General features: G+C 71.2%; 20 protein-coding genes and 1 pseudogene. 16 read left to right on the top strand and 5 right to left on the bottom strand.

From position 1 onward, the window contains the following. Positions 1–3 precede the first annotated feature (3 nt). Both ACZ6JT_RS29235 and ACZ6JT_RS29230 read left to right on the top strand, forming a co-directional pair. A complete protein-coding gene (locus ACZ6JT_RS29235; RefSeq protein WP_469214253.1) occupies positions 4–1,158 on the top strand; it encodes a ferrochelatase in 1,155 nt (384 codons plus the stop codon). An 11-nt stretch (positions 1,159–1,169) separates the two neighbouring features. Then, complete coding sequence (locus ACZ6JT_RS29230; RefSeq protein WP_469214251.1) at positions 1,170–1,973, top strand: inositol monophosphatase family protein; 804 nt, start codon at positions 1,170–1,172, stop codon at positions 1,971–1,973. A gap of 158 nt (positions 1,974–2,131) precedes the next feature. Here ACZ6JT_RS29230 and ACZ6JT_RS29225 read toward each other — a convergent pair whose 3' ends face one another. After that, on the bottom strand, positions 2,132–2,311 hold the full coding sequence (locus tag ACZ6JT_RS29225; RefSeq protein ID WP_469214249.1) for a hypothetical protein: 180 nt from the start codon (positions 2,309–2,311) through the stop codon (positions 2,132–2,134). Between the two features lie 246 nt (positions 2,312–2,557). Between ACZ6JT_RS29225 and ACZ6JT_RS29220 the strand changes: the two genes are divergently transcribed. From ACZ6JT_RS29220 to ACZ6JT_RS29205, 4 genes are all read left to right on the top strand, one after another. Further along, positions 2,558–3,211, top strand: a complete 654-nt coding sequence (locus ACZ6JT_RS29220; protein ID WP_030008767.1) for a response regulator transcription factor — start codon at positions 2,558–2,560, stop codon at positions 3,209–3,211. Between the two features lie 4 nt (positions 3,212–3,215). Continuing rightward, positions 3,216–4,457, top strand: coding sequence for a sensor histidine kinase (locus ACZ6JT_RS29215; RefSeq protein ID WP_469214247.1), 1,242 nt, complete (start codon positions 3,216–3,218; stop codon positions 4,455–4,457). A gap of 382 nt (positions 4,458–4,839) precedes the next feature. Then, positions 4,840–5,136, top strand: a complete 297-nt coding sequence (locus ACZ6JT_RS29210) for a DUF4193 domain-containing protein (protein ID WP_267723728.1) — start codon at positions 4,840–4,842, stop codon at positions 5,134–5,136. Positions 5,137–5,148: 12 nt separating this feature from the next. Then, positions 5,149–6,081 (top strand): hypothetical protein, encoded by a 933-nt coding sequence (locus ACZ6JT_RS29205; RefSeq protein ID WP_469214245.1) that lies wholly within the window; start codon positions 5,149–5,151, stop codon positions 6,079–6,081. Between the two features lie 28 nt (positions 6,082–6,109). On the opposite strand, the gene ACZ6JT_RS29200 is transcribed toward ACZ6JT_RS29205, so the two are convergent. Then, entirely contained in the window at positions 6,110–6,583 is a 474-nt protein-coding gene (locus tag ACZ6JT_RS29200; protein ID WP_469214243.1) for a DUF3093 domain-containing protein, read from the bottom strand. 58 nt (positions 6,584–6,641) lie between these two features. Here ACZ6JT_RS29200 and ACZ6JT_RS29195 point away from each other — a divergent pair, with 58 nt between their 5' ends. The 7 genes from ACZ6JT_RS29195 to ACZ6JT_RS29165 all read left to right on the top strand — a co-directional run bounded on the left by ACZ6JT_RS29195 (position 6,642) and on the right by ACZ6JT_RS29165 (position 13,213). Beyond that, positions 6,642–7,226, top strand: coding sequence for a PaaI family thioesterase (locus tag ACZ6JT_RS29195; RefSeq protein ID WP_469214240.1), 585 nt, complete (start codon positions 6,642–6,644; stop codon positions 7,224–7,226). Further along, on the top strand, positions 7,226–7,771 hold the full coding sequence (gene dut, locus ACZ6JT_RS29190; RefSeq protein WP_469214238.1) for a dUTP diphosphatase: 546 nt from the start codon (positions 7,226–7,228) through the stop codon (positions 7,769–7,771). Before ACZ6JT_RS29195 ends, dut begins: the two co-directional genes overlap by 1 nt. A gap of 1 nt (position 7,772) precedes the next feature. Continuing rightward, a complete protein-coding gene (locus tag ACZ6JT_RS29185; RefSeq protein ID WP_469214237.1) occupies positions 7,773–8,558 on the top strand; it encodes a DUF3710 domain-containing protein in 786 nt (261 codons plus the stop codon). A 209-nt stretch (positions 8,559–8,767) separates the two neighbouring features. Next, entirely contained in the window at positions 8,768–11,365 is a 2,598-nt protein-coding gene (locus ACZ6JT_RS29180; protein WP_469214235.1) for a DUF4118 domain-containing protein, read from the top strand. After that, positions 11,362–12,048 (top strand): response regulator, encoded by a 687-nt coding sequence (locus tag ACZ6JT_RS29175; protein WP_469214233.1) that lies wholly within the window; start codon positions 11,362–11,364, stop codon positions 12,046–12,048. Before ACZ6JT_RS29180 ends, ACZ6JT_RS29175 begins: the two co-directional genes overlap by 4 nt. Positions 12,049–12,073: 25 nt before the next feature. Further along, on the top strand, positions 12,074–12,493 hold the full coding sequence (locus ACZ6JT_RS29170) for an OB-fold nucleic acid binding domain-containing protein (RefSeq protein WP_078892815.1): 420 nt from the start codon (positions 12,074–12,076) through the stop codon (positions 12,491–12,493). A gap of 3 nt (positions 12,494–12,496) precedes the next feature. Then, positions 12,497–13,213, top strand: a complete 717-nt coding sequence (locus ACZ6JT_RS29165) for a DUF3159 domain-containing protein (protein ID WP_351584564.1) — start codon at positions 12,497–12,499, stop codon at positions 13,211–13,213. Between the two features lie 74 nt (positions 13,214–13,287). Here the strand turns inward: ACZ6JT_RS29165 and ACZ6JT_RS29160 are convergent, their stop codons facing one another. Then, on the bottom strand, positions 13,288–13,950 hold the full coding sequence (locus ACZ6JT_RS29160) for a potassium channel family protein (RefSeq protein ID WP_030709508.1): 663 nt from the start codon (positions 13,948–13,950) through the stop codon (positions 13,288–13,290). Next, a complete protein-coding gene (locus tag ACZ6JT_RS29155) occupies positions 13,947–14,615 on the bottom strand; it encodes a potassium channel family protein (protein ID WP_398673666.1) in 669 nt (222 codons plus the stop codon). The genes ACZ6JT_RS29160 and ACZ6JT_RS29155 overlap by 4 nt, the downstream gene beginning before the upstream one ends. Before the next feature lie 218 nt (positions 14,616–14,833). On the opposite strand from ACZ6JT_RS29155, the gene ACZ6JT_RS29150 reads away from it, so the two are divergent. The 3 genes from ACZ6JT_RS29150 to ACZ6JT_RS29140 all read left to right on the top strand — a co-directional run bounded on the left by ACZ6JT_RS29150 (position 14,834) and on the right by ACZ6JT_RS29140 (position 19,052). Then, positions 14,834–16,888 carry an APC family permease gene (locus ACZ6JT_RS29150; RefSeq protein WP_469214230.1) on the top strand — a complete coding sequence of 685 codons (2,055 nt, stop codon included), beginning with the start codon at positions 14,834–14,836 and terminating at the stop codon, positions 16,886–16,888. Positions 16,889–16,980: 92 nt separating this feature from the next. Next, entirely contained in the window at positions 16,981–18,318 is a 1,338-nt protein-coding gene (locus ACZ6JT_RS29145; RefSeq protein ID WP_469214228.1) for a class I SAM-dependent RNA methyltransferase, read from the top strand. An 83-nt stretch (positions 18,319–18,401) separates the two neighbouring features. After that, a complete protein-coding gene (locus ACZ6JT_RS29140; RefSeq protein WP_469214226.1) occupies positions 18,402–19,052 on the top strand; it encodes a TetR/AcrR family transcriptional regulator in 651 nt (216 codons plus the stop codon). Between the two features lie 18 nt (positions 19,053–19,070). On the opposite strand, the pseudogene ACZ6JT_RS29135 reads toward ACZ6JT_RS29140, so the two are convergent. Continuing rightward, positions 19,071–19,313 (bottom strand): annotated as a pseudogene (locus ACZ6JT_RS29135) (IS5/IS1182 family transposase); the annotation flags it as partial. Positions 19,314–19,391 lie beyond the last annotated feature (78 nt).

Below are 19,391 nucleotides of genomic sequence, written 5' to 3'. Positions count from 1 at the left end.
GGCATGTCAGACCAGCTCCTCCCGCCCGCCGGCGGGCCCGCCGCCCCGTACGACGCCATCCTGCTGCTGTCCTTCGGCGGCCCCGAGGGGCCCGACGACGTCGTGCCGTTCCTGGAGAACGTCACGCGCGGTCGCGGCATCCCCCGCGAGCGCCTCAAGGAGGTCGGGCAGCACTACTTCGGCTTCGGCGGGGTCAGCCCGATCAACGGGCAGAACCGCGCGCTGCTGGACGCGCTGCGCAAGGACTTCGCCGAGCACGGGCTGGACCTGCCGGTCTACTGGGGCAACCGGAACTGGGCCCCGTACCTGACCGACGTGATGCGGGAGATGGTCGCCGACGGCCGGCGCCGGATCGCGGTGCTCGCGACCAGCGCGTACGCCTCGTACTCGGGCTGCCGGCAGTACCGCGAGAACCTCGCCGACGCGCTGGCCACCCTCGCCGACGAGGGGCTGGAGCTGCCGCGGGTCGACAAGCTGCGGCACTACTTCAACCACCCCGGCTTCGTGCAGCCCATGATCGACGGGGTGCTGGCCTCGCTCGCCGCGCTCCCCGAGGAGGTCCGGGACGGAGCCCACCTCGCCTTCACCACGCACTCCATCCCGACGGCCGCCGCGGACGCCTCCGGCCCCGTGGAGGACCACACCGGGGGCGGCGAGGGCGGTGCCTACGTCAAGCAGCACCTCGACGTCGCCCGGGTGATCGCGGACGAGGTGGCCGCGCGGACCGGGACCGCGCGGCCCTGGCAGCTCGTCTACCAGTCCCGCAGCGGCGCCCCGCACATCCCGTGGCTGGAACCGGACATCTGCGACCACCTGGAGGCCCTGCACGCCGAGGGCGCCCCCGCCGTCGTGATGGTGCCCATCGGCTTCGTCTCCGACCACATGGAAGTCCTGTACGACCTGGACACCGAGGCCACCGCCAAGGCGGCCGAACTGGGTCTGCCCGTCGCGCGCTCCGCGACCGTCGGCGCCGATCCGCTGTTCGCCGGGGCCGTACGGGAGCTGGTGCTGGAGCGGGCCGCCAAGGAGCGCGGGGAGCGGGCCGCGGAGTGCTGGGTGGGCACGCTGGGGCAGAGCCACGACCTGTGCGCGGTGGGCTGCTGCCCGGCGCGCAGCCCCCGGCCGGCGGCCGCGGGCGCCGACAGTCCGTACGCGTAGGAAGAGGAACCGTGATCTCCGAAGAGCTGAAGGCCGAACTGCTGGACGTGGGCCTGGAGGCCGCCCGCCAGGCCGGGGCTCTGCTGCGCGACGGCCGGCCGGCCGATCTGGCGGTGGCGGCCACCAAGAGCAGCCCGATCGACGTGGTGACCGAGATGGACATCGCGGCGGAGAAGCTGATCACCGGCATCCTCGCCGAACGGCGCCCCGAGGACGGACTGCTGGGCGAGGAGGGCGCGGACACCCCCGGAACCAGTGGGGTGCGCTGGGTCGTCGACCCGCTCGACGGCACCGTGAACTACCTCTACGGGCTCCCGAGCTGGGGGGTGTCCGTCGCCGCCGAGTACGAGGGCGAGACCGTGGTGGGCGTCGTGGCGGCGCCCATGCGCGGGGAGACGTACCACGCGGTGCTGGGCGGCGGTGCCTGGCTGGGCACGGCGCGCCTCGCGTGCCGGCCGGCGGCGCCGCTGGACCAGGCACTGCTCGGCACGGGCTTCGCGTACGTGCAGACCCGACGGGCCCACCAAGCCGAGGTCGCGGCCCGGATCATCCCGCTGGTACGGGACGTCCGGCGGGGCGGGTCGGCGGCGCTGGACCTGTGCGACGTGGCCGCCGGGCGGCTGGACGGGTACTACGAGCGGGGGCTGAACCCCTGGGACCTGGCCGCCGGCGACCTAATCGCGCGCGAGGCGGGCGCCCTGACGGGCGGCCGACCGGGGGAGCGGGCCTCGGGGGAGCTGACCCTGGCCGCCACCCCCGCGGTGTTCGCCTCGATGCAGCCGCTGCTGGAGGAGTTCGGGGCCTGGCACGACTGACCGGGTCCCGCGGCGCCCCGCCCCGGCCCCGTCGGGGCGGGCCGAGGTCGCCGGAAGCACGCGAACCCCGGCCGCCCGAGTGGGCGGCCGGGGTTCGCGTCGTGCGGGAGCCGTGAGGGATCAGCAGGTCGGCTCGGGTCGGGTCGGCAAGGCCGGGGTCAGCAGGCGGGCACGGCGGCCGTGACCGGCACCCCGTGCTCGGCGGCGAGCCGCTGGAGGTCTTCCAGCTCCGCCTGTTCCACTTCCGCGAGGAAGTCGTCGCCCGTCTCGCGGGCGTGCATGAGGTCCGACTGCGTCGCCCTGATGCGCTGCAGGAGACCCGCGGTGAATGCGTCCATGATGGGTTCGCCCCCTCTTCGTGGGTCGGCGGCGGCACGTGGCTGTCCGCCGTCAGGGAGTGGATGGGGTGTGCTGACGTCCTCCCCGGCGCTCTGGGCCCAGAAACCTCTCAAGGCCGGGGAATCCCTCACTTCCGTACCGTCAGCCCCTCCACGAGCCGCCTTACAGCCGGTTTACGGCCGAAACGTGCAGGATGGGCGACGCAATACACGTGTGCCCTGCTGGGCTCGGAGGAAGGAAACGACGTGCGCGTACTCGTCGTCGAGGACGAGCAGCTGCTCGCCGATGCGGTGGCCACCGGACTGCGCCGGGAGGCCATGGCCGTGGACGTCGTGTACGACGGCGCCGCCGCCCTGGAGCGGGTCGGCGTGAACGACTACGACGTGGTCGTGCTCGACCGGGACCTCCCGCTCGTACACGGCGACGACGTGTGCCGGAAGATCGTCGAGCTCGGCATGCCCACCCGCGTGCTCATGCTGACCGCCTCGGGTGATGTCAGCGACCGGGTGGAGGGCCTGGAGCTCGGGGCGGACGACTACCTGCCCAAGCCCTTCGCCTTCACCGAGCTGACCGCACGCGTGCGGGCCCTCGGCCGGCGCACCACGGTCGCGCTGCCGCCCGTACTGGAGCGTGCCGGGATCAAGCTGGACCCGAATCGGCGCGAGGTGTTCCGCGAGGGCAAGGAGGTGCAGCTGGCGCCGAAGGAGTTCGCGGTGCTGGAGGTCCTCATGCGCAGCGAGGGGACCGTCGTCTCCGCCGAGCAGCTGCTGGAGAAGGCCTGGGACGAGAACACCGACCCGTTCACCAACGTCGTACGGGTGACCGTCATGACCCTGCGGCGCAAGCTCGGGGAGCCGCCGGTCATCGTCACCGTGCCCGGTTCCGGATACCGGATCTGACCGCGTGGCAACCAGCCCGGCGCCACCGGCGGCGCCACCGAAACCGACCTGGGACCCCGGCCAGCCCGAGGGTCCCTTCCCGTGGCTGCGCCCGACGATCCGGATACGCCTCACGCTGCTCTACGGCGGGATGTTCCTGATCGCGGGCATCCTGCTGCTGTCGATCATCTACCTGCTGGCGGCGCAGGCGCTGCGGCAGGGCAACGCCCTCATGTACGAGATCGTCGACGGCCAGAACGTCCAGGTCACCAGCACGACGTGCCCGGTGTCGAGGATCAACCAGCTCGAACAGTTCAACACCGCGATGAAGGCCTGTGCGCTGGAACAGCGCCGGCACGCCCTGGACGACCTGCTGAGCCGGTCGCTCATGGCCCTGCTGGGGCTGAGCATCATCGCCTTCGCCTTCGGCTACGCGATGGCCGGCCGGGTGCTCTCGCCGCTGGGCAAGATCACCCGGACCGCACGCCGGGTGGTCGGCACCGACCTGACCCGGCGGATCGAGCTGGACGGGCCGGACGACGAGCTCAAGGAGCTCGCCGACACCTTCGACGAGATGCTGGACCGGCTGGAGCGGGCGTTCACGGCGCAGCAGAGGTTCGTCGCGAACGCCTCGCACGAGCTGCGCACGCCGCTCGCGATCAACCGGACCCTGCTGGAGGTGCACCTCTCCGATCCGGGGGCCCCGGTGGAGCTCCAGCAGCTGGGGAAGACCCTGCTCGCCACGAACGAGCGCAGCGAGCAGCTGGTCGAGGGCCTGCTGCTGCTGGCCCGGAGCGAGAACCAGATAGTGGAGCGCAAGCCCGTGGACCTGGCGGAGGTCGCCTCGCGCGCCGTCGACCAGGTGCGGGGCGAGGCCGAGGCGAAGGGCGTGGAGATCCGCGGCGAGCGCGCGCCGGCCGTGGTCCAGGGCAACGGCGTGCTGCTGGAGCGGATCGCCCTCAACCTGGTGCAGAACGCCGTCCGGTACAACGTGCCGGAGGACGGCTGGGTGGAGGTCACCACCGAGGTCCAGCACGGTCAGGCGGTCCTCCTGGTATCGAACACGGGTCCCGTTGTTCCCGCGTACGAGGTGGACAACCTCTTCGAGCCCTTCAGGCGGCTGCGTACGGAGCGCACGGGCAGTGACAAGGGTGTCGGGCTCGGTCTCTCGATCGCGCGCTCCGTGGCGCGTGCCCACGGCGGAAGGATCGCGGCGACCCCCCGGGAAGGCGGTGGCCTCGTGATGCGTGTCACTCTTCCCTTGTGAGCCCGGCACCCCGTGTTCGCTGTTGGCTGAACGCTTGCCCTCTAAAAGCAATTGCTCCTGTGTGATCGATCACAGTTGCGAGTGTCGGCGCATGTGCGTTCAGTGACCCTGGGGCGGCCGGAAAGCCCGGGAAGTCCGGGTTTCCGGCCCCCCGTATGGCGGGAAATACACGGGGTGGCGTTTGTGCAAGACGGCCCCCGGACCGTGTACGGTCCCGGTCGTCATCCCAGCCAATCGCCCCTTCAGGTGGGCGGCTGGGTGTCGATTGAGTAACAGACCTTGATGTGAGGCAAAATCTCCGCCTCAGGTCGGGCACAAGTCCGGCCTCTCGTGCGTTACGTGCGCTGAGACACCGCTAACACCCAGAGGGGGAGAGCGAACAATGGCAACGGACTACGACACCCCGCGCAAGACCGACGACGACGTCGACAACGACAGCATTGAAGAGCTGAAGGCCCGACGTAACGACAAGTCGTCCTCGGCCTCGGACATGGACGAATTCGACTCGGCCGAGAGCCTGGAGCTTCCCGGTGCGGACCTCTCCAACGAGGAGCTGGCCGTCCGGGTCCTGCCCAAGCAGGCCGATGAGTTCACCTGCATGAGCTGCTTCCTGGTGCACCACCGCAGCCAGCTGGCGCGTGAGAAGAACGGTCAGCCGATCTGTCGCGACTGCGACTGAGAGGCGTCGGCCGTGGCTGGCTCGACACCCTTTCGGAAGCGACGCTTCCGGAAGTCTGGTGATCCGGCGGAGGCGCAGGTGGCACCCCCGGACCCGGAAACGGGTTCCGGAGCCCCCGGCGGCTCCGCCAGTGAAGCGATCGCCGTGCCCTCCGACACCGCCCCGGCGGTGCCGTCGGTCACAGAGCCCGGCGAGGGGGCCCGGCCCAGGCCCGGGGCCCGTCGGCTGCAAGCCGTCAAGAAGGGTGTACGCAAGGGCGGCGAGGGTGTAAGGCACGCCGCCCTTTACATCACCGAGAGGGTCATCGAGAACGCACCGCGCGTTCCGGTTCGGGACCTCGCGACCCTGCGCGCGCAGTTCCCGGGCCTGGGCCCCGAGCAGCTTGCCGACAAGCTGATCTCGGGCGCCGCCAACGCCACCTCGACCGTCGGCGCCGGGATCGGCGCGGCGGCCATGCTCCCCGTCCCGCCCGCGATGCCGGCGGAGCTGGCGGCGGAGATCACCGGGGTCGCCGCGATCGAGCTGAAGCTCATCGCCGAACTCCACGAGGTCTACGGGCTCCGCGCGCCCGGCAGCCTCGCACAGCGCAGCTACGCCTACCTGACCTCCTGGACGGAGGAGCGCGGGGTCGACCTGACCAAGCCGACCACGCTGAACGCGGCGCTCGGCGGGCAGATGAAGCGCGAATTGCGCCAGCAGATCATGAAGCGGATGTTCCGCAACCTGCCGAACCTGATGCCGTTCATGGTGGGCGCCGCCGTCGGCGCGGTCATGAACCGGCGCGACACCCGCAAACTCGCCGAGAAGGTCCGTGCGGACCTGCGCGGCAGGGCCGTGGCGTGGGATGCCCTGCCCGCCCTGCCGCCCCTTGAGCAGCCCACCCAGCCCCTTCCCGAGGCCACCAGGGCCGCACTCGAGGGTGGCGATCCCGGCACCCACGGCTGAGACCGGCCGCCGCCGGGCGAGGCGGGCGCTATTCGACCGCGACGGCCCGGGCCTTCGCCGCGCGGATCGCCGCGACCAGGGCCGCCGGCTCGCGGGTGGAGACGTAGACGTACGGGGTCGGGTCCACCGGGTCGGTCACCTCGACGCGGACCGCGGTCGGGACGTAGCTGCGCAGCAGCATGAAGGCGCGCGTGTCCGCCTTGTACGTGCGCCAGGCGCGCGCCTCCTCGGCGTCCAGCACCTCGGGCTCACCCAGCGCGGTCACCGGGATCCGCGCGTCGCCGACGGCCAGCGCCCCGTTCACCACGCGCACACGCGCGGAACCGTACGAACTCACCAGCAGCCCGCTCAGCGCGGTGCCCCCGACCAGGCCGGCCAGCAGCGGCATCGTGCCCAGCGGCAGCAGCATCAGCGCGCACGCGAGACCGGTCAGTACGGCGATGCCCCACCAGGAGCGGGGGGCGGTCAGGCGTTCGTCGTGGTGCGCGGGGGAGGGCTGCATGACCTCAAGCCTGCCACGGGGCGACCGGTGGGTAGCCGCGCGGGTAAGGTCTGCGGCTGTGAGTGGACGAAACACAGCGTTGACGCCCCCGGCCGATGCCACGGCGCCGGTCCGGCACCCCGATGCCCCGGCACCCGGCGAGCTCCTCGGTGCGCACTACGAGCACTGTTTCGGCTGCGGCGGGGGCCAGCCGCACGGCCTCCACCTGGAGGCCCGCGCGGGTGAGGGCGTACGCATCACCGCCGAGTTCACCGTCAAGGCCGCGCACCAGGGTGCTCCCGGCCTCGCCCACGGCGGGGTGCTCGCCACCGCGCTCGACGAGACGCTCGGCTCCCTGAACTGGCTGCTGCGCGTCATCGCCGTGACGGGGCGGCTGGAGACCGACTTCGTACGGCCCGTGCCCGTGGACACCGTGCTCTACCTCGAGGCCGAGGTCACCGCCGTCGCCGGGCGCAAGATCTACTGCACCGCCGTCGGCCGGATAGGCGGTCCGCAGGGCCCGGTCGCCGTGCGCGCCGACGCCCTGTTCATCGAGGTGAAGGTCGACCACTTCATCGACAACGGACGGCCCGAGGAGATCCGGGCGGCGATGGCCGACCCGGACCAGGTCAGGCGCGCACGCGCCTTCGAGGTGAACCCCTGATGTCCCTGAACCACAACGGACCCCGCCATGAGGTCGACGTGCTGATCCGCCGCGTCGATCCTGAGGTCCCCATCCCCGCGTACGGCCACCCCGGCGACGCCGGCTGCGACCTGGTGACGACCCGGGCCGCGGAGCTGGCGCCCGGCGAGCGGACCGTGCTGCCCACCGGAGTGTCCATCGCCCTGCCCGACGGGTACGCGGCCTTCGTGCACCCCAGGTCCGGCCTGGCCGCACGCTGCGGGCTCGCCCTGGTGAATGCCCCGGGGACGGTGGATGCCGGGTACCGTGGGGAGATCAAGGTGATCGTGGTCAATCTCGACCCTCGCGAGAGCGTCCGGTTCGAGCGTTTCGACCGCATTGCCCAGCTGGTTGTCCAGCGGGTCGAGAAGGTGCGCTTCCACGAGGTGGCGGAACTTCCCGGCTCCGCCCGGGCCGAGGGGGGCTTCGGCTCCACCGGCGGTCATGCGGCCGTGGCCGGATCCGGGGCTGGTCAGCAGGGTGGGAATGGCTACGCTTCGGTCGTAACCGACCGGGAAGGACAGTGACGTGTTCGGACGTCGCAAGAAGAACGACTCCGCCAAGGACGGCGGCGCGGCCGAGCAGGTCGTAGACGGCGTCGGATCCGGTGAGCCGGACGACGCGGGCGAGCAGGACGGCGCTGCCACACCGCGCCGGGTGAACCTGCCCCCCGCCCCGCGGCCCGACGGCCCGTGGGACGTCTCCGAGGTGCTCGGGAACCCGGCCGACGGCCGGGTCGACCTGGGCGGCATCCTCGTACCCGGTGTCGAGGGCATGGAACTGCGCGTCGAGGTCGCGGGTGACGCGATCGTGGCCGCGACCGTGGTCCTGGGCGACAGCGCCGTGCAGCTGCAGGCCTTCGCCGCGCCCAAGAAGGAAGGCATCTGGGGCGAGGTCCGCGAGGAGATCGCCGCGGGCATCACCCAGCAGGGCGGCATCATCGACGAGGCCCAGGGTCCGCTGGGCTGGGAGCTGCGCGCACAGGTGCCCGTACCGCTCCCGGACGGACAGACCGGCGCCCAGCTGGTCCGCTTCGTCGGCGTCGACGGTCCGCGCTGGTTCCTGCGCGGCGTCATCTCCGGCCAGGGCGCGGTGCGCCCCGAGTCGGCGGGCGTGCTGGAGCAGATTTTCCGGGACACCGTCGTCGTCCGCGGCGACGGCCCGATGGCCCCCCGCGACCCGATCGTCCTGAAGCTGCCGAACGACGCCCAGATGGTGCCGGACGGCGTGCAGACGGAGGAGCAGGAAGGCTCCCGCTTCGGCGGCGGCATGGGCCAGCTGGAGCGCGGCCCGGAGATCACCGAGGTCCGCTGACCTCGGACGGCCCCGTGCGCACAGGGGGCCGTCGCATGTTTTCGGCCGGTGGGCCCCACTCCTTCGGGGTGGGGTCCACCGGCCTTCCCAGTGCCCGCCCGCGCCCGCCGCGCGAGGACCCCGGCCGGGGGCGTCAGGGATCCGTCAGGGATCGGCGCCGGGGCGGTGATCGGTACGTCGACGTCCGGGACGTCCCCGAGAATGGGCGCATGGGACGCGGCAAGCTCAGGATCTATCTCGGCGCGGCACCCGGTGTGGGCAAGACCTACGCGATGCTCTCCGAGGCCCACCGCAGGGTGGAGCGGGGCGCGGACCTCGTCGTCGGCTTCGTCGAGCACCACGGGCGGCCGCGCACGGAGGTCATGCTGCACGGTCTCGAACGGGTGGAGCGCAAGGCCCTCACCCACCGCGGAGCCTCCTTCACCGAGATGGACGTGGACGCGCTGCTCGCCCGCAGGCCCGCCGTCGCGCTCGTCGACGAACTCGCGCACACCAACGTGCCCGGCTCGCGCAACGCCAAGCGCTGGCAGGATGTGGAGGAGCTGCTGCGGGCCGGGATCGACGTCGTGTCCACCGTCAACATCCAGCACCTGGAGTCCCTGGGGGACGTGGTCGAGTCGATCACCGGGGTGCGGCAGCGGGAGACCCTGCCCGACGAGGTGGTCCGCCGGGCCGACCAGATCGAGCTGGTCGACATGTCCCCGCAGGCGCTGCGCCGGCGGATGGCGCACGGGAACATATACAAGCCCGAAAAGGTCGACGCGGCCCTGTCCAACTACTTCCGGCCCGGCAACCTCACCGCCCTGCGCGAGCTCGCGCTGCTGTGGGTCGCCGACCGGGCGGACGAGTACCTCCAGCAGTACCGGGGCGAGCACGGCATCCGCTCGACCTGGCAGGCGCGCGAGCGGATCGTCGTCGGGCTGACCGGCGGGCCGGAGGGGCGCACGCTCATCCGGCGCGCCTCGCGGATGGCGGCCAAGGGCTCGGGCAGCGAGATCCTCGCCGTCTACATCGCCCGCAGCGACGGGCTGACCGCGGCCTCGCCGAAGGAGCTCGCGGTCCAGCGGACCCTGGTCGAGGACCTGGGCGGAACGTTTCACCATGTGATCGGCGACAACATCCCGGACGCGCTGCTGGAATTCGCGCGCGGGGTCAACGCCACCCAGATCGTGCTCGGCTCCAGCCGCCGCCGCTCGTGGCAGTACGTCTTCGGCCCCGGCGTCGGCGCGAGCGTGGCCCGTGACTCGGGACCCGACCTCGACGTGCACATCGTCACGCACGAGGAGGTCGCCAAGGGGCGCGGCCTGCCCGGGGTCCGCTCGGCGGCCCGGCTCGGGCGGCCCCGGATCCTCGCCGGCTGGCTGGTGGGCGTGGTCTTCCCGCCGCTGCTGTGCCTGCTGCTGACGCATGTCGCGTGGGACCCCGGCCTCGCCAACGACATGCTGCTCTTCCTGGCGCTGACGGTCGCGGCGGCGCTGCTCGGCGGCCTCTGGCCGGCCCTCGCCTCCGCCGCCGTCGGCTCGCTGCTGCTGAACTACTACTTCGCCCCGCCGCTGCACCGGTTCGCCGTCTCCGACGCCCGGAACATCGTCGCCATCGCCGTCTTCGTCGGGGTGGCCGTCTCCGTGGCGTCCGTGGTCGACCTGGCCGCGCGGCGCACCCACCAGGCGGCCCGGCTGCGCGCCGAGTCGGAGATCCTCTCCTTCCTGGCCGGCAGCGTGCTGCGCGGCGAGACCACGCTGGACGCGCTGCTGGAGCGGGTGCGCGAGACCTTCGCGATGGAGTGCGTGGCCCTGCTGGAGCGGGAGGACGACACGGACCCCTGGAAGCCGGCCGGCAGCGTCGGCCCGAGCCCCGCCGAGCGGCCCGAGGACGCCGACGTGGACATGCCCATCGGCGACCACATGGCGCTGGCCCTGTCCGGACGGGTCCTGCCCGCCGAGGACCGCCGGGTGCTGGGCGCCTTCGCGGCCCAGGCGGCCGTGGTCCTGGACCGCCAGCGGCTGGTCGGCGAGGCCGAGGAGGCCCGCCGGCTGGCCGAGGGAAACCGGATCCGGACCGCTCTGCTGGCCGCCGTCAGCCACGACCTCCGTACGCCGCTCGCCTCCATCAAGGCCTCCGTGAGCTCCTTGCGCTCCGACGACGTGGAGTGGTCCGAGGAGGACCGGGCCGAGCTCCTGGAAGGCATCGAGGAGGGCGCCGACCGCCTCGACCACCTCGTGGGCAACCTGCTCGACATGTCCCGGCTGCAGACCGGCACCGTCACCCCGCTCATCCGGGAGATCTACCTCGACGAGGTGGTCCCGATGGCGCTGGGCGGCGTACCGGAGGACAGCGTGCTGCTGGACGTGCCCGAGACGCTGCCCATGGTGGCGGTGGACCCGGGGCTGCTGGAGCGGTCCGTGGCCAACGTGGTGGAGAACGCCGTCAAGTACAGCCCGCCCGGGCAACCGGTGCTGGTGGCGGCCAGCTGCCTCGGCGACCGCGTCGAGGTACGGGTCGTCGACCGCGGGCCGGGGGTTCCCGAGGAGGCCAGGGACCGGATCTTCGCCCCCTTCCAGCGGTACGGTGACGCCCCGCGCGGGTCCGGAGTGGGCCTCGGGCTCGCGGTCGCCCGCGGGTTCGCCGAGGCCATGGCCGGCACCCTGGCGGCGGAGGACACCCCCGGCGGAGGGCTGACGATGGTGCTCACCCTGCGGGCGGTGCCCCCCGGACCGGTGCCGGAAGGACCGCCCGAACCGATGGAACCCACGGAACGTGATCACGGCAGTGATCGGATGACGCGACAGAAGGCAGGACCTCAATGACCCGGGTGCTCGTGGTGGAAGACGAGCCGCAGATCGTCCGCGCCCTCGTGATCAACCTGAAGGCACGCAAGTACGAGGTCGACGCCGCCGCCGACGGCGCGAGTGCGCTGGAGCTCGCGGCGGCCCGCCACCCCGACGCGGTCGTCCTCGACCTCGGACTGCCCGACATGGATGGCATCGAGGTGATCAAGGGGCTGCGCGGCTGGACCCGGGTGCCGATCCTGGTCCTCTCCGCCCGCCACACCTCCGACGAGAAGGTCGAGGCGCTGGACGCCGGGGCCGACGACTACGTCACCAAGCCCTTCGGCATGGACGAGCTGCTGGCCCGGCTGCGCGCAGCCGTCCGCCGCGCCGAACCCCCGGCCGGTTCCGGCGAGGACGAGGTGATCGTGGAGACCGACGGCTTCACGGTGGACCTGGCCGCGAAGAAGGCCGTGCGCGAGGGGCGCGACGTACGCCTGACGCCGACCGAGTGGCACCTGCTGGAGGTGCTGGTCCGCAACCGCGGCAAGCTGGTCAGCCAGAGGCAGCTGCTCCAGGAGGTCTGGGGGCCGTCGTACGGCACCGAGACCAACTATCTGCGGGTCTACATGGCCCAACTGCGGCGCAAGCTGGAGGCGGACCCCTCGCACCCGCGGCACTTCATCACCGAACCGGGCATGGGATACCGCTTCGAGAGGTAGTGGGCACGCCGGTAGGCTTCTTTGTATGAGTGCTGAACCGCGTCCCGAGAAGCTCGCGAAGCCGGCCCGGCCGGCGGGCCGGTTCCGCCGGATGATCGAGCGGCTGTCCACCTCACAGGAGGAGCTGCATTCGGCGGAGCTGCAGGAGGACGCCGAAGCCGCGGGGTGCACGCGGATCTGCGACTGCCACGACCGCCAGATAGTCAAGGTCACCGGAACCCTGCGTACCGTCACCCTGCGGCCGCGGGCGGGCGTCCCCGCGCTGGAAGCGGAGCTCTTCGACGGCTCCGCCGCCCTGGACGTGGTCTGGCTCGGGCGTCGCTCGATCGTGGGAATCGAGCCGGGACGACGCATGATCGCTTCCGGGCGCATCTCGATGAGTCATGGCCGTCGGGTGCTCTTCAACCCGAAGTACGAACTCCGACCGCTCGGACAGGAGCACTGACCGGTGACGTCATTCGACAAACCGACCACCCCGGAACCCGCCGCCACGCCGTCCGAGGACCAGAGCGCGGTGACGCAGGCGGCGCTGTTCGACGCCTTCGGAGGCATCCGGGGCACCGTGGAGACGATGCTCCCCGGGCTGCTCTTCGTCATGATCTACACGATCAACAAGGACCTGAAGTGGTCCGCCTTCGCCGCGGGCGCCGTCGCGGTGCTCCTGGTGATCGTCCGGCTGCTGCGCAAGGACACGGTGAAGCACGCCTTCAGCGGGGTCTTCGGCGTGGGCGTGGGCGTGGCCTTCGCCCTCTTCACGGGCAGCCCGAAGGGCTTCTACCTGCCGGGCATGATCTACGGGGCCGGGCTCGGGGTGGCCTTCACGCTGTCCGCGCTCGTGGGCTTCCCGCTGCTGGGCGTGATCCTGGGCCCGGTGTTCAAGGAGAACCTGTCCTGGCGCACCCGCAATCCCGGGCGCAAGAAGGCGTACACCAAGGCCAGCCTGGCCTGGGGCCTGATCTTCCTCGCCAAGTACGCGATCCTCTTCCCGCTGTACTGGTGGGGTGACGCGACGCAGCTGGGCTGGGTGCTGATCGCGCTGAAGCTGCCGCCGATGGTGCTCGCGGTGTACTTCACCTGGGTCTTCCTGGCGAAGGCGCCGCCGCCGATCGACGTGATCGCGGAGTGGGAGGCCAAGGAGGCCGCTGCGGAGAAGCAGGGGTCCTGAGCCGGACGTGAAAGGGGCGGGGGTGACCATCCGGTCACCCCCGCCCCTTCGCGTCCGGCTCACCGCCGCCTGGGCTAGCCGCGGGCCTGGAGGAGGTCCTCCAGCTGCTCCTCACGGGCCTGGGCGGCCACGAAGAGGAGCTCGTCGCCCGGCTCCAGGGTCTCCTCACCGTGCGGGGTGAGGACCCGGTTGCCGCGGATGATCGTGACCAGCGAGGTGTCCTCGGGCCAGGTGATCTCGCTGATCTGGGTGCCCGCGACCGAGGAGTCGGCCGGCAGGGTCAGCTCGACGAGATTGGCGTCGCCGTGGCTGAAGCGCAGCAGCCGTACCAGGTCGCCGACGCTGACGGCCTCCTCGACCAGGGCCGACATGAGGCGCGGCGTGGAGACGGCCACGTCGACGCCCCAGGACTCGTTGAAGAGCCACTCGTTCTTCGGGTTGTTCACACGGGCCACCACGCGCGGCACCCCGTACTCGGTCTTGGCGAGCAGCGAGACGACGAGGTTGACCTTGTCGTCGCCGGTCGCCGCGATGACCACGTTGCAGCGCTGGAGCGCGGCCTCGTCGAGCGAGGTGATCTCGCAGGCGTCGGCCAGCAGCCACTCGGCCTGCGGCACCCGCTCCACCGAGATGGCGGTCGGCGCCTTGTCGACCAGGAGCACCTCGTGGCCGTTCTCCAGCAGTTCACCCGCGATGGAGCGGCCCACCGCGCCCGCCCCGGCGATCGCGACCCTCATGCGTGTGCCTCCTCAGGACCTTCGGCGAACGCCGCCTCGACCTTGTCGATCTCGTCCGTGCGCATCATCACGTGGACGAGGTCGCCCTCCTGGAGGACGGTCGCCGACGTGGGCAGCATGGCCTCGCCCAGGCGGGTGAGGAAGGCGACACGGACGCCGGTCTCCTCCTGGAGCCTGCTGACCTTGTGCCCGATCCAGGCGGCGGAGGTGTGCACCTCGGCGAGCTGCACACCTCCGCTCGGGTCGCGCCACAGCGGCTCGGCACCCGACGGCAGCAGCCGGCGCAGCATCTGGTCGGCGGTCCACCGCACGGTGGCGACGGTGGGGATGCCGAGGCGCTGGTAGACCTCGGCGCGCTTGGGGTCGTAGATGCGGGCGGCGACGTTCTCGACGCCGAACATCTCCCGGGCCACGCGGGCGGCGATGATGTTGGAATTGTCACCACTGCTGACGGCGGCGAAGGCGCCCGCGTCCTCGATTCCCGCCTCCCTCAGGGTGTCCTGGTCGAAGCCGACCCCGGTGACGCGGCGACCGCCGAATCCGGCGCCGAGCCGACGGAATGCGGTGGGGTCCTGGTCGACGACGGCGACCGTATGTCCCTGCTGTTCCAGGGTTTGCGCGAGGGCGGAGCCCACTCTTCCGCAGCCCATGATGACGATGTGCACGGCCGTCCTTCCGGCTGTCAGCGACTCGCTGGTCCCAGCCTCATTGCATGCTCTGGTTTAACAGGGTCTCAGACCATGGCCCAAGCTACACACGGGCGGTCACCGGTGGGGCCTCTTGCGCCGCAGTCGTGCTGCGGGTGGGGAGGAATTGCGGCGGGATTGCGGTATGAGGGGGTGGGGGTTCGTCAGTCTGATTTCGAACGCTTACGATCCTCTGCGTGTCCAAACTGACCGACGTGCCCAAACGGATCCTGATCGGCCGGGCGCTACGCAGCGACCGCCTCGGAGAAACACTCCTTCCCAAGCGGATCGCCCTTCCTGTCTTCGCGTCCGACCCGCTCTCCTCGGTGGCATATGCCCCTGGCGAGGTCCTGCTGGTCCTGTCGATCGCGGGCGTGTCGGCGTACCAGTACAGCCCCTGGATCGCGCTCGCGGTCGTCGTGCTGATGTTCACGGTCGTCGCGTCCTACCGCCAGAACGTCCACGCCTACCCGAGCGGTGGCGGGGACTACGAGGTGGCCAACACCAACCTCGGACCCAGGGCCGGTCTCACCGTCGCGAGCGCCCTGCTCGTCGACTACGTCCTGACCGTCGCCGTGTCGATCTCCTCCGGAGTCGAGAACCTCGGCTCCGCCGTGCATTTCGTCATCGAGCACAAGGTGCTCTCGGCGACCGTCATGATCCTTCTGCTCACGCTGATGAACCTGCGCGGCGTGAAGGAATCCGGCAAGCTCTTCGCGATCCCGACCTATGTCTTCGTCGCCGCCGTATTCGTCATGATCGGCTGGGGTGCCTGGAAGGGCATCGTCCTCGGCGAGACCCTGACGGCGCCGACCGCCGACCTCGAGATCAGACCCGAACAACAGGGACTGGCCGGCTTCGCGATGGTCTTCCTGCTGCTGCGGGCCTTCTCGTCCGGCTGTGCGGCCCTGACCGGCGTCGAGGCCATCAGCAACGGCGTACCCGCCTTCCGCAAGCCGAAGAGCAAGAACGCCGCGTCCACCCTCGCCTACATGGGCGGCCTGGCGGTCACCATGTTCTGCGGGATCATCGGCCTGGCCATGGCCAGCGACGTGCGGATGGCCGAGAACCCCGCCGAGGACCTGCTGGCGAACGGCGTCCCTGTCGGCCCCGAGTACATCCAGAACCCGGTGATCTCGCAGGTGGCCGAAGCCGTGTTCGGTGACGGCAGCTTCCTCTTCGTCCTGCTGGCCGCGGCCACCGCGCTGGTGCTCTTCCTGGCCGCGAACACCGCGTACAACGGCTTCCCGCTGCTCGGTTCGATCCTCGCGCAGGACCGCTACCTGCCCCGCCAGCTGCACACCCGGGGCGACCGGCTCGCCTTCTCCAACGGCATCGTGCTCCTCGCCGGCGCCGCGATCCTGCTCGTCTGGATCTACGAAGCGGACTCGACCAAGCTGATCCAGCTGTACATCGTCGGCGTGTTCGTCTCCTTCACGCTCAGCCAGATCGGCATGGTCCGGCACTGGAACCGCCACCTGAAGACGGAGCGCGACACCGCCGCCCGCCGCCGGATGCACCGCTCCCGGGCGATCAACGCCTTCGGCGCCTTCTTCACCGGCATGGTGCTGGTCATCGTCCTCGCCACCAAGTTCACCCACGGTGCGTGGGTGGCTCTGCTCGGCATGCTGATCTTCTACGGCACCATGAGCGCGATCCGGAAGCACTACGACCGCGTCGCCGCGGAGATCGCCGCCGCCGAGGGCCCCAGCGACGACAGCGTGCGGCCCTCCCGGGTCCACTCCATCGTCCTGGTCTCCAAGGTGCACAAGCCCACGCTGCGGGCCCTGGCCTTCGCCAAGCTGACCCGCTCGGACACCCTGGAAGCGCTCAGCATCAGCGTGGACCCGGCCGAGACCAAGGCGCTGCGCGACGAGTGGGACCGGCGCGGGATCAACGTTCCGCTCAAGATCCTCGACTCGCCGTACCGGGAGATCACCCGCCCCGTGGTCGAGTACGTGAAGGGCCTGCGCAGCGAGAACCCGCGCGACGCCGTCAGCGTCTACATCCCCGAGTACGTCGTCGGTCGCTGGTACGAGCACCTGCTCCACAACCAGAGCGCCCTGCGCCTCAAGGGCCGGCTGCTCTTCACGCCCGGCGTGATGGTCACCTCGGTGCCCTACCAGCTGGAGTCCTCGGAGCTCGCCAAGAAGCGGGCGAAGAAGCGCCAGGACTGGAACGCCCCGGGCGCCGTGCGCCGCGGCCCGGTGGACAGCCCGCGGCCCCCGAAGGAGTCCGCCTCGAAGCGCTGAACCGGTTGGTGAACGGCCGGACGAGATCCACGTAAACTGGTGGGTCGGTCGTCCGGCCGTTCCCCGTTTCAGGTTTTTGGAGTCTTCCCACCATGACGAGCGCCGAGCAGAACGAGAAGCAGTCACTGGTGGGGGAGGAGTACGAGGTCGAGGTCGGCCCCGTCGCGCACGGCGGGCACTGCATCGCCCGGACCGAGGACGGTCGCGTCCTGTTCGTCCGCCACACCCTGCCCGGCGAGAAGGTCGTCGCGAAGGTCACCGAGGGCGACGTCGACTCCCGCTACCTGCGCGCCGACGCGATCACCGTGCTCGACGCCTCCAAGGACCGGGTCGAGGCCCCCTGTCCGTACGCGGGCCCCGGCAAGTGCGGCGGCTGCGACTGGCAGCACGCCAAGCCCGGCGCCCAGCGCCGGCTCAAGGGCGAGGTCGTCGCCGAGCAGCTGAAGCGGCTCGCCGGACTCACCCCGGAGGAAGCCGGCTGGGACGGCACCGTCATGCCCGCCGAGGGCGACAAGCTGCCGGCCGGTCAGGTGCCGCAGTGGCGCACCCGCGTGCAGTTCGCGATCGACGAGGACGGGCGCGTGGGCCTGCGCAAGCACCGCTCGCACGACATCGAGCTGATCGACCAGTGCATGATCGCGGCGCCGGGCGTCACCGAGCTGGGCATCGAGCAGCAGGACTGGCCGCAGATGGCCACGGTCGAGGCCATCGCGGCGACCGGCTCCCAGGACCGCCAGGTCGTCCTCACCCCCCGTCCCGGCGGCCGCCTCCCGCTCGTCGAGCTGGACAAGCCGGTGTCGGTCCTGCGCGTCGAGGAGAAGGACGGCGGCGTGCACCGCGTCCACGGCCGCCCCTTCGTACGCGAGCGCGCGGACGGCCGGACGTACCGCGTGGGCATGGGCGGCTTCTGGCAGGTCCACCCGCAGGCCGCCGACACCCTGATCAAGGCCGTCATGCAGGGCCTGATGCCGCGCAAGGGCGAGATGGCCCTCGACCTGTACTGCGGCGTCGGCATCTTCGCGGGCGCCCTCGCCGAACGCCTGGGCGAGACGGGCGCGGTCCTCGGCATCGAGTCGACGAAGCGCGCGGTCGAGGACGCCCGGCACAACCTGGCGGACTTCCCGCGGGTCCGCGTGGAGCAGGGCAAGGTCGAGCAGATCCTCCCGAAGACCGGCATCACGGAGTGCGACCTGGTCGTCCTGGACCCGCCCCGCGCGGGCGCGGGCAAGCAGACGGTCCGCCACATCGCGGGCCTCTCGGCCCGCCGCGTCGCGTACGTGGCGTGCGACCCGGCAGCCCTGGCCCGCGACCTGGGCTACTTCAAGGAAGCCGGCTACCGGGTCCGCACCCTGCGCGTCTTCGACCTCTTCCCGATGACGCACCACGTGGAGTGCGTGGCGATTCTGGAGCCCATCGCCAAGAGCGCCTGACCTGCAAGGTGTGCGGCCTGTGAGGCGCCCCCGCCGGGGCACGCGCTGTCGTACACGGCGAACCGGCGCTCTCAACCGCGCTGGTGAACGAGGCGATCGCCGACATGGTCAACGCGCACGCGCAGCTGTGCGCGCTCGCGTTACGGGAGGCACGGGTGTCAGCCGGCGTGCTTGTCCGGATGGACGACATCGCCCAGGCGACCGGCCTGGGCAAGGGCAGCCTGTACGGCGCGTTCGGCGACAAGGGCAAGCTGTTCCACCGCGTGTTCGGCGACTGGTGCACCGCAGTCGTTGAGGTGGCCGAAGGGCGGCTGGCAGGTGGCCCGGACGCAGAGGCCTTGGCCCGGCTGTCGGGATACGTGCACCTCATGGCGGAGAACACCGCCTCGGACACCGAGCGCCGCGGGTGTCTGTTGGCCAAGGGCGCGGCGGAACTGGCGCAGCACGATCCGACGGTCGCCGGACGGTCGGCCGAGACCATGACGGCACTGCTGAGCCTGCTGCGGACGGAGATCAGCGCCGCCCAGCGCCACGGCGACATCGATGGCGCTGCGGATCCGGAGCGGTTGGCGGCACTGCTGTTGACGGTGGTCCGCGGTATCGAGGCGGTGGGCAAGGCCGGCCTGGACCCGCAGACGCTGCGGAACATCGCAGACACCGCACTGGCGGTCCTGCCCATGCCCGAGGGGCGGAAACGCCTCGCAACCGGGCGCAGTCCGGCCCGCGAGAACTAAGACCGACCGGCAAATGGATCACTTGAGGCGGCGGCCGGTGGGTCGGCCATCCCAACGGTGGCGGCCGCGTGCCTGCCGGATCAGCATGCGAAGTGTGACGAGGGTAGCGGCGAGGTAGAGGTAGAAGTCCACGACCCCGCCGTTCCTCTCGGTGCGGCGCCGAAGCTTGCCGTAGCCGTTCATCCACGCATGCATACGCTCGACGGGCCGGCGCTTGCCAGCCTGGATCGGGGCGGGCACACCCTTGCGGGCGATCTCGGGCAGGGAACCCCAACTCGGCTGTCTGCGCACGAACTTGATGCTGTCGTAGTCCCGGTCGAGGTTGACGTTCACAGTGCC

It is taken from the genome of Streptomyces sp. NPDC046308 (assembly GCF_055588065.1).
This window is presented reverse-complemented; position numbering and strand designations above follow the sequence as displayed.

Bases quoted from the DNA above. Each gene is read 5' to 3' on its own strand.
- ACZ6JT_RS29235 (WP_469214253.1), top strand. From the start codon at position 4: ATGTCAGACCAGCTCCTCCCGCCCGCCGGCGGGCCCGCCGCCCCGTAC.
- ACZ6JT_RS29225 (WP_469214249.1), bottom strand. From the start codon at position 2,311: ATGGACGCATTCACCGCGGGTCTCCTGCAGCGCATCAGGGCGACGCAG.
- ACZ6JT_RS29210 (WP_267723728.1), top strand. From the start codon at position 4,840: ATGGCAACGGACTACGACACCCCGCGCAAGACCGACGACGACGTCGAC.
- ACZ6JT_RS29200 (WP_469214243.1), bottom strand. From the start codon at position 6,583: ATGCAGCCCTCCCCCGCGCACCACGACGAACGCCTGACCGCCCCCCGC.
- dut (WP_469214238.1), top strand. From the start codon at position 7,226: ATGTCCCTGAACCACAACGGACCCCGCCATGAGGTCGACGTGCTGATC.
- ACZ6JT_RS29180 (WP_469214235.1), top strand. From the start codon at position 8,768: ATGGGACGCGGCAAGCTCAGGATCTATCTCGGCGCGGCACCCGGTGTG.
- ACZ6JT_RS29175 (WP_469214233.1), top strand. From the start codon at position 11,362: ATGACCCGGGTGCTCGTGGTGGAAGACGAGCCGCAGATCGTCCGCGCC.
- ACZ6JT_RS29170 (WP_078892815.1), top strand. From the start codon at position 12,074: ATGAGTGCTGAACCGCGTCCCGAGAAGCTCGCGAAGCCGGCCCGGCCG.
- ACZ6JT_RS29160 (WP_030709508.1), bottom strand. From the start codon at position 13,950: ATGAGGGTCGCGATCGCCGGGGCGGGCGCGGTGGGCCGCTCCATCGCG.
- ACZ6JT_RS29145 (WP_469214228.1), top strand. From the start codon at position 16,981: ATGACGAGCGCCGAGCAGAACGAGAAGCAGTCACTGGTGGGGGAGGAG.